At 58.7% G+C, this 13,062-nt stretch carries 9 protein-coding genes and 1 tRNA gene; 4 read left to right on the forward strand and 6 right to left on the reverse strand.

The annotated features are described in order from the left end of the window. Positions 1 to 68 precede the first annotated feature (68 nt). The 4 genes from AD928_RS02160 to AD928_RS02175 all read right to left on the reverse strand — a co-directional run bounded on the left by AD928_RS02160 (position 69) and on the right by AD928_RS02175 (position 4,697). Positions 69 to 1,652 (reverse strand): DUF6538 domain-containing protein, encoded by a 1,584-nt coding sequence (locus AD928_RS02160; protein ID WP_156470065.1) that lies wholly within the window; start codon positions 1,650 to 1,652, stop codon positions 69 to 71. A 116-nt stretch (positions 1,653 to 1,768) separates the two neighbouring features. Continuing rightward, positions 1,769 to 1,842, reverse strand: a tRNA-Gly gene (locus AD928_RS02165). A gap of 73 nt (positions 1,843 to 1,915) precedes the next feature. Further along, positions 1,916 to 3,304, reverse strand: coding sequence for a DNA repair protein RadA (radA, locus tag AD928_RS02170; RefSeq protein ID WP_062247893.1), 1,389 nt, complete (start codon positions 3,302 to 3,304; stop codon positions 1,916 to 1,918). A 67-nt stretch (positions 3,305 to 3,371) separates the two neighbouring features. Then, on the reverse strand, positions 3,372 to 4,697 hold the full coding sequence (locus AD928_RS02175; RefSeq protein ID WP_209436639.1) for a UDP-glucose dehydrogenase family protein: 1,326 nt from the start codon (positions 4,695 to 4,697) through the stop codon (positions 3,372 to 3,374). A 196-nt stretch (positions 4,698 to 4,893) separates the two neighbouring features. On the opposite strand from AD928_RS02175, the gene AD928_RS02180 reads away from it, so the two are divergent. From AD928_RS02180 to AD928_RS02190, 3 genes are all read left to right on the forward strand, one after another. After that, positions 4,894 to 5,679, forward strand: a complete 786-nt coding sequence (locus AD928_RS02180; RefSeq protein WP_062140583.1) for an MlaE family ABC transporter permease — start codon at positions 4,894 to 4,896, stop codon at positions 5,677 to 5,679. Beyond that, on the forward strand, positions 5,676 to 6,452 hold the full coding sequence (locus tag AD928_RS02185; RefSeq protein WP_062140581.1) for an ABC transporter ATP-binding protein: 777 nt from the start codon (positions 5,676 to 5,678) through the stop codon (positions 6,450 to 6,452). The genes AD928_RS02180 and AD928_RS02185 overlap by 4 nt, the downstream gene beginning before the upstream one ends. Positions 6,453 to 6,541: 89 nt before the next feature. Then, positions 6,542 to 6,787, forward strand: coding sequence for a hypothetical protein (locus AD928_RS02190; RefSeq protein WP_062247895.1), 246 nt, complete (start codon positions 6,542 to 6,544; stop codon positions 6,785 to 6,787). 78 nt (positions 6,788 to 6,865) lie between these two features. Here AD928_RS02190 and AD928_RS02195 read toward each other — a convergent pair whose 3' ends face one another. Further along, the gene (locus tag AD928_RS02195) at positions 6,866 to 7,996 is read right to left on the reverse strand and encodes a hypothetical protein (protein ID WP_062247897.1); all 1,131 of its coding nucleotides are present in this window, start codon (positions 7,994 to 7,996) and stop codon (positions 6,866 to 6,868) included. Positions 7,997 to 8,175: 179 nt separating this feature from the next. Here AD928_RS02195 and AD928_RS02200 point away from each other — a divergent pair, with 179 nt between their 5' ends. Further along, positions 8,176 to 10,608: a mechanosensitive ion channel domain-containing protein gene (locus tag AD928_RS02200; RefSeq protein WP_062247900.1), complete on the forward strand. Its 2,433-nt coding sequence runs from the start codon at positions 8,176 to 8,178 to the stop codon at positions 10,606 to 10,608. 38 nt (positions 10,609 to 10,646) lie between these two features. On the opposite strand, the gene AD928_RS02205 is transcribed toward AD928_RS02200, so the two are convergent. Then, positions 10,647 to 12,779 (reverse strand): TonB-dependent receptor, encoded by a 2,133-nt coding sequence (locus tag AD928_RS02205; RefSeq protein ID WP_082779694.1) that lies wholly within the window; start codon positions 12,777 to 12,779, stop codon positions 10,647 to 10,649. Between the last annotated feature and the right edge of the window lie 283 nt (positions 12,780 to 13,062).

Raw genomic sequence — 13,062 nt, forward strand, 5'->3', positions numbered from 1 at the left:
CGATCAGCTCACACAGACTCTTTCAGCCCCTTCCCGGCCCATTATGCCGGAGGGGAACAGGGCCGCCCTCAGCGGTCTTTGAAAGTCTCTGTGTGGGCTTTTTGGTTAAGGACAGCCCGGACACTTTCCGGCAGCCCTTTGTCCACCATGCCCAGAATGGCATCCGAGTAGAGCGGCCATTCAAACTGCTTTGCTGCATATGTGTTGACTGCCAGCCTTTCTGAGTGGTGGCCAACAAGATGGTCATGAACCGTTGCCGTGCAAGCCGTTGCCCCATGAGCAAGAGCAATTTCCATAAACGTGGAAAAGCAACGTCTGGTGCTGTGAAAATCAGTCCCTCTGCCAGCTTTACCCAACACAGCCTTTCGATAACGCAGGAAGTGCTTTGAGAACGTCCAGCCCCTCTTGTTATCCTCACCACCCGGAGGGCATTCAGGGAACAAGGGAGCGTCTTCCTCGCCCGTCGCAATGGCAGCAGCACGTCGCCTTTCAATGATTGGCCTAATCAGCGGATGGAGAGGAATGCTTCTCACGGCGTTATCATTCTTCCCCTCATCTTCCGTGACCTCAATTCCCCAAAGCTCCCCCGCCCTGTCCGGCACAATCACACGATCCACGGTCAGACTGCAAAGCTCGTTCTGCCGTGCCCCTGTAAGCAGCCCCATCCAGAACACTTCATGAATCATCATTCTCATTCGTGGGTCCCGGCTGGTTGGCTCACCTTTCAGCAAGGCCAGAAGCTCCGCCTCTGTGAAAGGACGCTTTCGCCCATTTACTATCGCCTCTTTCTTGGCCTGCTTCTTGAGGCCACCAGACATTCCTGACCACGGGTTGCTCTCTGCCTCTCCGGCGTCCACCAACCACGTCCAGAACGTCCGCAGAGAGGACAGATAAGAGTTAACTGTGTTCGCACCCTTCCATTCTTCCAGCCATTCACGGAAGCGCCGTGCCGACCTCTTATCCACCTTTTGCACTGGATAAGTCCTGAAAACGGCATCAGGCTTGCCTTTCCCCGCACCAGACACCGACAGCAGATATTCACCAAACACGCCAAGCACACGCTTGTGACGGCTTATCAGGCCATTGGTCAGCCTGAACCGCCTCTGAGCATCCAGCCAGCGGTCAGCCAGTGGCCCCAGAGGTGTAGCGATGCCTTCCACAACCCCCATAACTGTCTCGAAATAACGCCTCCCCTCTGCCGGAGGGAGTTTCTCGGAGGCCTCAAGAACAAGATCGGTCACAACGGACCTGACATGCTCCCGTTCACTTTCAGGGGCACCCTCAGCAATCGTGCCAGGAACAAGACCTTCTGCCGGGTCATAGTCATCTGAAGCCTGCTCAATCTGCTGGCGATAATGGTGCCCAGCCTCCACAGCCTTGACAGGTGACGCCCACCACTCTGGCGTGAAGTCTTCCGACAAAGGAGGCAGCCCCTCTTCCACCAGCTTGGCATCGACCGTTGCACGAATGGCTGCAAGGGCAACGTCACGACGCTTCATAGCCTCCCGATAGTCACGGGTTTGGAGTGTGCGGACAATCTCGGTCTTCCTGCCATTCTTGGCCCCAAAGACACGCCCCACGTCCTGCACTCTGTCTTCCGGCACATTAAAGCGGACAGAGTAACTGTTCCCGCGCTTAATCATGTTCCGCATGTCTTCCGCACCCTTTTCGGCATCGAAAAGTGTAACGCTGGACCTGTAACGCACGGTCACAGAGCTTGTAACGGTGACATGCCGCAAACCATTGTTTTCATTGTGTTTTTGGGAACTGGAGCGGATGAGGGGAATCGAACCCCCGTATGCAGCTTGGGAAGCTGCCGTTCTACCATTGAACTACATCCGCATACCGTGGCGCGGATTATAGCGAGATCAAACGGGCCTGACAATCCGTTCTCTCTCGCTTTTTTTTCGTGCGGTTATTCCGCTTCCATATCCGCCGTGACCAGATCAGACAGATGCCCAATCTCGCGCAGGGTCAGGCCTTCCGGTGGTTTGGTCCGCGCACTCCCGCGGGCAATGCGGCGGGGCAGCACGGCTTTATCAAACCCCAGCTTGGCCGCTTCCTTCAGGCGGGCATCGGCCTGAGAGACCTGACGGACCTCGCCAGACAAGCCAACCTCACCAAAATAGACTTCGCCCGAACTGGTTGGCATGCCGGTCGCGGCAGAAATCAGGGCGGCCGCTACGGCCAGATCCGCCGCAGGTTCAGCCACTTTCAGGCCACCGGCCACGTTCAGATACACATCCATGCCGGAAAGCTTCACGCCGCAGCGTGTTTCCAGCACGGCCAGCAGCATGGAGAGGCGGCTAGTGTCCCACCCCACCACGGCACGACGGGGCGCATTGTCCCCACTCTTGGGGGCCAGCAGCGCCTGCACTTCCAACAGAACAGGCCGCGTGCCTTCCAGCCCCGCAAACACGGCAGAGCCAGCAATATTGCCGCGCCGTTCAGCAAGGAACAGGGCTGAGGGGTTGGAGACTTCCTCCAGCCCCCGGTCTGTCATGGCAAACACGCCAATCTCATCCGTAGCGCCAAAGCGGTTTTTGGCGGCGCGCAAAATGCGGAACTGGTGGCCCCGGTCACCCTCAAAATACATGACGGCATCCACCATATGCTCCAGCACACGCGGACCAGCCAAAGCGCCTTCCTTAGTGACATGCCCGACCAGAATCAGGCTGAAGCCCTTGCGTTTGGCCAGACGGATCAGCTCAAACGCGCAGGCCCGCACCTGAGAGACGGAGCCGGGGGCGCTTTCCACCGTTTTCAGCCACATGGTCTGGATGGAATCAATCACCACCACGCGCACATCCGGCTCTGCTTCCAGCGTGGCGACAATGTCGGCAACGTTGATGGAGGCCGCGAGGTCCAGCGTCGCCTGCCCCACCCCCAGACGCAACGCGCGCAGGCGGATCTGGTCTACCGCTTCTTCGCCTGAGATATAAAGAACGCGCTCGCCCTTACTGGCCAGTTTGCAGGCGGCCTGAAGCAGCAGTGTGGATTTACCGATCCCCGGATCACCCCCCACCAGTACGACCGAGGCCGGAACCAGCCCGCCGCCCAGGACGCGGTCCAGTTCCTCAATGCTTGTCCGAATACGCGGCGGGGGCGCGGCCATGCCCTCCAGCCCTTCCAGCTTAACGCGCCGGCCTTTACTGCTCGCACGGGGGGAAGACGCGGCCAGCGGTTCAACCGCAATTTCCTCCAGCGTATTCCACTCACCGCAGGCCTCGCACTGGCCCATCCATTTGGGATACACCGCCCCACAGGCCCGGCATGCAAACTGGCGGGCTGGTCGTTTAGCCAAGAGCGTTCTCCCCCATCATTCTATCGCTCATCTGGGGGCGAATACCCCGGTTCTCAAGAGCCGTGGCTTATGGACGCCCCACGGACTCATAGGTAAATCCGGCAGCACGCATGGCGGCGGGGTCAAAAATATTGCGCAGGTCCACAATGGTGCGGGTGCGCATCCTCTGGCTGAGTTCCACCGGGGAAAGCGCGCGGAAAATGTTCCATTCCGTCAGCACCACCAGCACATCGGCCTGCTCGGCGGCATCCAGCGCATCGGCACAATAGGTCACGCTTTCCGGCAGCAGCGGTTTGGCTGCCGTCATCCCCACGGGATCATACGCCCGAATGTCGGCCCCGGCTTCCGCCAGACGATGCAGAATCGGGATAGACGCGGATTCGCGCATATCATCGGTTTCCGGCTTGAAGGCCAGCCCCAGCACGGCCACCGTCTTGCCCGCAACGGACCCACCACAGGCCGCAATAATGCGCCCGGCCATACCGGCCTTACGCGCCTCGTTCACCTGCACGGTGGTTTCCACCAGACGGCAGGCGCTGTGGGCTTCCTGCGCAATGCGGGAGAGGGCCAGTGTATCCTTGGGGAAACAGGAGCCACCATAACCGGGGCCGGGCTGCAGGAACTTGCGGCCAATCCGGTCGTCCAGCCCCATGCCACGGGCCAGATCATGCACGTCCGCGCCCAGCGTTTCGCACAGATCGGCCATTTCATTGATGAAAGAAATCTTCATCGCCAGGAAGGAATTGGACGCGTATTTGGTCAGTTCCGCCGTTTCCAGCCCCGTAAACAGCAGCGGCGCTTCAATCACAGAGAGCGGGCGATAAACCCGGCGTAGCACATCTTCGGCCCGGCTGGCCCGCTCGGGGCGCGTCTGGTCCAGCCCGATAATCACGCGGTCAGGCCGCATGAAGTCCCCAATGGCGCTGCCTTCGCGCAGAAATTCGGGGTTGGAGGCGACATCAAAATCCGCCTCCGGGCGCGCCTGCCGGATAATCTCGGCAATGCGGCGGCTGCTGCCCACGGGAACGGTGGATTTGGTGACAATCACGGCATAGCCGGTCAGGGCCTCGGCAATCTGGCGGGCGGCGGCGTGGACGTACTGCATGTCCGCAGCGCCATCGCCATTGCGGGGCGGGGTGCCCACGGCAATAAACACAGCCTCAGCCCCGGCTACGGCGCTGGCAATATCATCCCCAAACGTCAGGCGGCCTGCCTGACTGTTGGACGCCACCAGCGCATCCAGCCCCGGCTCGTAGATAGGAATACGGCCTTCCCGCAAAGCGGAGAGACGCGCGGGGTTGGTTTCAACAATCGCGACATTAATGCCGAACTCGGCAAAACACGCGCCTGATACAAGCCCGACATACCCGCCGCCGATCATGGCTATGCGCATTCCCTGCCCTCCTGCCTTACTCATTATCCATAGGGTGGACTTTAAAACTGGCTGACACCAATGCCCTTAGCGGGCGGATGTCGCAATGCTTGATGTCGCATTTTTATAACCCGACCTTTGACGCCCCCCTGACTTCACGCTACGGCTTGACGCTTCTTATCATTCACCAAGAAACAGGACCGGACCGCCTGACCGGATGGATATGTTGCTCGATCTTGTGGCCAAACTGGGCCGTACTACCCTCGGCCTGATACGCGCGGCGGGTTCTCTGACCCTGTTTGCCCTCTCCGGCCTCTCTCATATCGTCAGGCCACCGTTCTACGGGCGCGTGTTTCTGTCCACGTTTCTGGAAACCGGGTTTTTCTCGCTGCCCGTGGTGGCCCTCACGGCCCTGTTCTCCGGCGGCGTGATTGCCCTGCAATCCTACACCGGCTTTGCGCAGTACCATGTGCAGAGCGCCATTGCCGGCATTGTGGTGCTGGCCGTAACGCGTGAGCTGGGACCCGTTCTGGCCGGGCTGATGGTCGCGGGCCGCGTGGGTGCCGCCATGGCGGCGGAAATTGGCACCATGCGGGTGACGGATCAGGTGGATGCGCTCACCACGCTCTCCACCAACCCCATGAAATATCTGGTTGCCCCGCGCCTGCTGGCGGGCATTATTGCCCTGCCGCTGCTGGTGCTGGTGGCGGACGTGCTGGGCGTGGCCGGGGGCTTTACCGTCTCCGTCGTCAAGCTCGGCTTTTCTCCCCATGCCTACATCACCGCCACGCTGAATTCCGTGAAGGTGATTGATGTGACCGTCGGGCTGGTCAAAGCCGCCCTGTTCGGCTTCCTGATTGCGCTGATGGGCTGCTATTACGGCTATAACAGCAAAGGCGGCGCGGAAGGCGTTGGCACCGCCACGACCTCCGCCGTGGTGGCCGCATCCATCCTGCTGCTGGCCTTTGATTACCTCCTGACGGATCTGTTCTTCTCACAATGACCGGCACCCTCCCCAAAATCCGTATCCGGGACCTTCACAAGTCCTTCGGTTCCAAAAAGGTGCTGGATGGCATCAATCTGGATGTCATGCCCGGCACGTCCTTTGTGATTATCGGCGGTTCCGGCAGCGGGAAATCCGTGTTGCTGCGCTGTATTCTGGGGCTGATTACGCCCGATGCAGGCAGCATTGAGATTGATGGCGAGGATATGATCACCGCCTCCCCCCGCAGGCAGGACGCCCTGCGCGGCAAGATTGGTATGCTGTTCCAGAACGGCGCGCTGTTTGACAGCCTGCCGGTGTGGGAGAACGTGACCTTCGGCCTGCTGGCGCTCAAACGGCTGAATCGCAAGGACGCCCGTGGCCACGCCGGGAGCATCCTCGCACAGGTGGGGCTGGACCCGACCGTTGGAGAACTCTACCCGTCCGAACTCTCCGGCGGCATGCAGAAGCGCGTCGGCCTGGCCCGCGCCATTGCGGCCCAGCCGGACATTCTGTTTTTTGACGAACCCACAACCGGGCTGGACCCCATTATGGGTGCTGTGATTGACGGGCTGATTGTGGACTGCGTGAAAAAGCTCGGCTCCACCGCCATTGCCATTACGCATGACATGGCCTCCGCCCAGCGCATCGGGGATGAGGCCGCCATGCTCTACAAGGGCCAGCTGATCTGGCAGGGGCCAGCAAGCTCGCTGATGAACAGCGGGAACGCCATGGTGGACCAGTTTACCCACGGGCGGCGAGAAGGCCCCATTACCATGGAACTCCGCCGCTAAACGGTGCGCTTTGGCGGACTTTTCCACTTGCTCCCCTCCCCGCCGGGTGAGATAGAAGCTCAACCGGATTGAAACACAGGAACAAGACCATGAAACACGCGGTTCTGATGCTGGTATGTGCTTTTACGCTCTGCTCCTGCGGGATGTTCGGCAAGAGTGAGCCGCGCCACATGACGACGGCAGCACAGTGGGAAAAATACGGCTACAAGGACCATCTGCAGGAAACGGCGCAGGCCGGCAAATCCACCAAAGCAGACGACGCCGACCCGCTCCAGATGCATAAAAACGACAAAAGCAAAGACGGCAAGAAGAGCAAAAAGACGTCTTCTTCCTGATCTCAGCCTGACCGGGAGGCTCACCGCCTCCCGCCGCATCACCGCTTTCTGGCAGCAGCCTCAGTCCGCAGGCTTTGGTCAGGCTGATAGTTTACCTGCTTCCTGCTGAAGGCGAGTCTCCAGCCTGCACGTCCATTCCGCCTGCATGTTGTGCTGGGTGCAATATGCGACCACACTCTTGAGCTCCGTCAGTTGCGCGACATTCCTGACGTTCAATGTGTCGATCATCTCCATTTCAAACGGCTGTTCAAAGCACTCCGGATTATCCATCCCAACAGCTTTGAAGTTTAACCGCGTCCGAACGCATTTCTCACACTGCCCACAATTTGCAGCCTGGTCCTGCCCCTCCCAGCAAACTTTGAGGGTGCGCCGCCCCACGCTATCCCGCGCGACCAGCTCTGCCTTGCCAGTGCGGGAGAAACCTGCCCCTTCATGCACAATATCTACTGCACCACCTGAGAGCAGATAGTCCGTTGCCGGTGTTGACCCCCACGGGAACACCAGATGGTTGTAGGGCTCTGAGCTGCCCAGTAAAGCATAGGAATAATCACGATAAAAAAGATGTAAAATACCACTCAACTGGGACGAAAAACTGTGCTCCCAGTTCTGGAGCTCATACTGCCGCACATTAGTTTTCACCAGATGCGGTGTCAGACCAACACTCTGGAGAAACGGCATAACTCTTGAAACAAGACGCTCGAACGCCTCATCATTTTCGTGCCGCACATCAAACCCATGCACCATGACGCAGGACTGAAGAGGATAAGACCAGTTGTTTTTCTGGGTGTGTCGCAGGGCCAGGAATGTTGCAACCAGACCACCGGAAAAAGCCGAGATTGCCTTTTCCTTCCGCCGCACATTCAGCCAGAAATCTCCAACTTCCCGCTGGGCCACAATCTGACAGATCTTATAGTTTTCCGGCAGAAGGCAATGCCATGCCTCCTGAAAAATCTGGATATTGCGCAAAGCTTTTTTGCTGACTGGCCCACAGATTTCAAACACGTCAAACCGTTCCATGGCCACAAAAATGAACATGAACATCAGTCCGTCATATAATGATGATGCCGTGAAGCGCTGATAATTCCGCAGATGAATATAAATCCCGTAATCCTGAACCTCCTGCGGCACTCCCTCTCCCAGCAATGCAATACGAATAACTGTATCGGCTCCGGTTTGCTCGACCGTGGCTTTCAGGGTGAGTTTACGCATTGATCAAATATACCTTTGTTCAAAATTTCGTTTTACTGTTGTAGCGCAGGATATGCTATCTGGCTCGGATCAAAAAAAGAGAAATGTCGAACCTGTAAGACGGGGCTCTCTTCGCAACCTCCGGGTTCTCTGGCACGTTGGACCTCCATGTTCCCTGTGCCGGAGTTTAGAGAAGCCTTATGACTCGCCAGCCGTTCCGCATTCTTTTTCCTGTCTTGTGCATGGTACTGGCGGGGCTTTTCCACCCGATACTTTCAGGCCCGGCGGCACGGGCGGCACAGCCCGAAACACCTGCCACACAACCCGCCTCTCCGGCCCAAACGCCCGCCCCCCTGATTGCAGACATCACGCTTTTTGCGTCCGACGCGACGCTGAATGCGATGGGGGATGAGATCCGCGCGATCTACGTTGGCAGTCGAAAAGATTACTCCACCACCCAGAATACCAACGCCCTGAACATGCTGCTCCGCCGCGCAACGGCGGTTGCCACCAAGACGGATGCTCTGCTGACGCAGATCAAGCCGTATGAGAGCGTGTATCAGAGCTTTGTCGATATTCTGGGGAAACCGGAAGCTTCTGAACCCGCCTCCATTACCGAGCAGCGCAAAATGCTGACGGCCAGACAGCAGGACATTTCCGGCCGCATCACCCGCCTGCGGCTTTACCAGCTGGAAGCCCAGCAACTCATGCAGGAACTGCGCCAGCATGGCACGGCCATCCAGCAGGCCACCATGACGCAGCGTTTCCCAACGCCGCTTGGGGTTAATTTCTGGTCTCAGCTTTCCAGCACCGCCAAACAGGATAGGGACCGTGCAGCCTCTCTGGTCTCCGAGATTGGTGTGGTGCTGAAAAATGCCTTTACCGGCCAGCATGCGTTGCTCACGCTGGGGGCGCTGGCGCTCTCCGGCCTGCTGCTGGCGCTGCATTTTTTCTGCCATACGCCCGTACGGATGCTGGTCTCCCGCTTTCTGCCGACAGGCCGCATTCGTCCCATTACAGCTGCCGTCATTTGTTCACTCATTGGCGTTGTCGCATGGGGCGGGGCGTTTCAAATCATCTGGAACGCCATCAGCTTCAATAATGATGCCGTTGCGGATGATCTCTCCGCTCTGGCCGATATGGTGGCGGCGCAGGTTCCACTGTGCGGGTTTGTGCTGGAACTGGGCATGAGCATCCTCTCCCGCAGGCCGGAATGGCGCGTGTTCCCCATGCCGGATACGCTGGCGCGCAACCTGCGCCTCTTCCCCTTCTGGTTTGCCTCGGCCCTGATTGTGCGCGGCGTCCTGCGTTATGTGGATACCCAGAGCGGGCTGGGGCTCCTGCCCATTCAGTTGCTCGACGGTCTTTATACGCTCGCCGTCAGCCCGCTGCTGTTTGCCATCCCGCGTCAGCTGCGCCTGTCGGCCCAGCAGGATAATCCTGAGACCAATTCTGCCGAGATCGCCCCGCTTTTAAGAACACTCGTCACCACCATTGCCATTGTCTGCTGGGGGGCCGTGCTGACGGGTTATATCCCGCTGGGATACACCATCATCTCATGGGTCTCCGTCATGGCCATCACCATGACGGGCCTGCTGCTGGTGGCCCTGCTGGCCACCGCACTGGGTAGCAGCGTGTTCCCCTCCAGAGCGCCGGTTGGTGCCCATCTGGTCCGGCTGGGCCTCCCTGCCCGGCTGGTGGATCAGGCGAGTGTGGTTATCCCCGGGCTGATCAGCGTTTTTTTGCTGGTTGTCGCCTTTTCTGTCGCCACGGCGGGTGCGGATTTTGATCCCTCTCAGGTTGGCCGTCGTATTCTGTCCATCTTTAAGGGGCAGGCCGCGACGGAAGGTAGCTTCAACCTCTCGCTGGATGCCGTGCTGCTCTGTGCTGGCCTGCCTATTCTGGGCCACTACGCCATCCGGATTGTCAGGAACTGGTTCCGCCTGCACTTCTTCCCCACCACACGGCTGGATATTGGCGCGCAGGCCTCCATCCTGAATATTCTGACCTACAGCGCGTGGATCGTCATCGGGCTGTGCATGACCTCCGCTCTCGGGGTCACGGTCAAGAGCATGACATGGGTTGTCAGTGCCCTGTCCGTTGGTATCGGTTTTGGCTTGCAGTCCATTGTGCAGAACTTTGTGTCCGGCATTATTCTTATGGCCGAACGCCCCGTCTCCATTGGGGATGTGGTCGATATTGCCGGGGCGCATGGTGAGGTCGCGCGCATCAGCGTGCGGTCCACCAACATCAAACTGGCTGATGGCTCCACGATGATTGTGCCAAACTCGCAATTCATCACCTCCGCAGTGCGCAACGCCACGCGGGCGGAAAAGCCGGGCGTGTTCACCATCCCGCTACAGGTGCCGTTTACGTCTGATCTGCACAAAGCCATGAATGTGATGACCAGCACGCTGGCAGGCTGCGAAAATGTGGAAGACCAGCCTGTGCCAACCGCCAGCATCACCTCCGTGACGGACGGCTCCGCCGTTCTGACCGGCACCGCCCGCGCCCGTGTAGGGATGGACACTGCCACAGTGCGCAGTGAGGCCCTGTTTGCCTTGTGGCAGGCCTTTCAGGACAATCAGATACCCGTCACGGTGCCCAGCACCCTCATCCAACCCGCAAAGTAGAACAAAAAAGGCCGGGCTTCTCACCCGGCCTTTCCTTTTTAGAAATCCGCCTGTGCACTGATGGAGAAGGACCGGGGCGCACCGAGCATGACCTCACTCGGGTAGCTGGTGTCCGCCCACTGGATAAAGTGCTTGTTGCCAATATTGTCGATGCGGCCATAGACCGTAATGTTTTTATAGGCATGCCAGCCTGCAAAAACATTGACCAGCGCATAATCCTTCAGAGACAGCGTATTCGCATAGTCCCCTTTGCGAGCCGACACGTAGCGCATCCCCGCCCCCAGATCGAGCGGCAGATCCCCCACACGGGACCAGATAGCCCACAGATTGGCCGTAACAGCAGGCACATCTGGCACCTGATTGCCCGAGGCATCGACCGAGGCGCTGGGATGAAATGAGCCGTAGCGGGAATAGGTGTAGGCCACGTTGCCCGAGAGGCTCCAGTGCCGGTTGAGTGTCAGATCACCCTGCCATTCCACCCCACGCGATTTCTGCACACCGGCGGTCGCTACCGTATCCGGCCCGGTTGCAACCAGCATACGGGTCCGCCTGATGTCATACAGCGCCAGCGTGGTGGTGAAGCGCCCGTCCCACAGGCTGGCTTTTACGCCAATGTCGCCCTGCCGGGAGTGGCTGAGGCGGGTGAACTGCCCCCGGTTAACCAGAAACAGGTTGGAACCCGGCGGATCTTCCCCTGTCGTATAAACCCCATATACGCTGATGTTTTTCGTAATATCGAACACTGGCCCGATGCGGAAATTATCCGGGTTATAATGGCCCTTAAAGCTGGTCGCTGCGTTAAACTGCCCGGCCTGCGTATAATTCTGCCGGTCGAGCGAAAGCCAGTCATACCGGAAACCGCCCACCAGCCGCAGATTATCCCGAATGGTCAGAACGTCTTCCAAAAACAGCCCTGCCTGCACCATCGTGGTGGGAGATTTCATGAAGGGATATTCCCCCGCAAAAGACCCAAGCGGCGTGGATTCCGGGCTGGCGAGAGACACACTGTCCGCATAATCCGCCGAAGGAAAACCACGGTTGCGGATAAAGCGCAGATAATAGGCATCCCCACCCAGCACAAAACGGTTCTTCATACCGAAGATGGAAAAATCAAACTGCGCCTGCAGCGTATCCCCAACCTGATGCTGGTTCTGATACACATAAAACCGGTCTCGCCCGATACGCCCCGGCGCAATGGCATTGCCTGCGGCATCCGTGCTGCCGGGGCTGTTGAGGTAGGTCAGGCTTTCCGCATTATTCCAGCGCCGTTTGGAATAAATGAAGTAGCTGCTGTTATGAAACAGAACATGGCTGTTCACTCGCCAGTCCAGATGCAAAGTGGGCGTGGCGTTGACGGACCCGGCCTTACCATCCCGCACGTTATAATACCGCCAGAGGGATGCACGGGTAATGCCCAGCCCCTTACTGGAACTCAGCAGACCGCCCACACGTCCGCCCGTCTGGGAAAGATCCACCAGCGGTGTACCGTAATAGGTGGACAACCGGTCTGTCAGGTAATCCATACTCAGCCGCGCAGTGAATTTGGAGGTCGGCTTCCAGAGCAGAGTTGTGGTGAAATCATCCGAGTGCGGATCAGCGCCTTTTACAAACCCGTCGGAGGAAGTTCGACTAAAGTCCGTGCGCAATGCCAGAGTTTGCGTAATGGGGACAGAGCCACCCACGCCAGCATTCCATGTATTGAAACTACCGTAAGATATCAGCGCATTGGCGTGGGGGGCATCAAAGGTCGGGGTTCGGGTACGCATGTCCACCGTGCCACCCACAGCCCCCTGCCCATACAACACGGAGGACGGGCCTTTGAGCACCTGCACACTTTCCAGATTGAAACTGTTCTGGGGCCGGTTGATCATTGTGGTGGGGCCAAAATACTGGCCGTCATGCAGCACCAGAATCTGGTTCCCGGTAAAGCCGCGCATCATCAGCTGCGCCGGGCTACCCGGAGACCCACCGGACGAAACACCGGGGGCGCTGTCTGCTGCCGCCTCGGCCTGCGCATAGCCACGCTGCATCATCAGATCATGGGACACGACATTAATGGTGCCCGGTGTGTGCTGGATGGAAAGCCCCAGTTTGCCACCGACGGCTGGCACGGCCTGAAGCGGCGCTGTCTTGCCGTAAGCGGTAATATATTCCGCGCCTGCCGCCGTCATGGCGGGCACAGGGGTTTCCTGCTTTTTATGCTGAGGACCTCTGTTTTTTTTTCAAAGGTCTGGCATCAGGATTTCCCGATCCCTCGGGTGTTGCCGCATAGGCGATGGAAACGGAATTCAGGCCCAGCAGGAGACTGAGGGCGTAAGAGAGTGGACGCACGGGGTTCGCTCCAAAAAACGTCACCGCGGTGGAAGCACTGAGCAAACCGTGCCTCGCCGCCACATCACCCCGTATGGCAGCTCCGTCCGTGACTTTCGGGCAATGGCAGGTCTCCTGGCTCGC

The sequence above is a fragment of the Acetobacter cerevisiae genome, assembly GCF_001580535.1.
Taxonomy (GTDB): domain Bacteria; phylum Pseudomonadota; class Alphaproteobacteria; order Acetobacterales; family Acetobacteraceae; genus Acetobacter; species Acetobacter cerevisiae.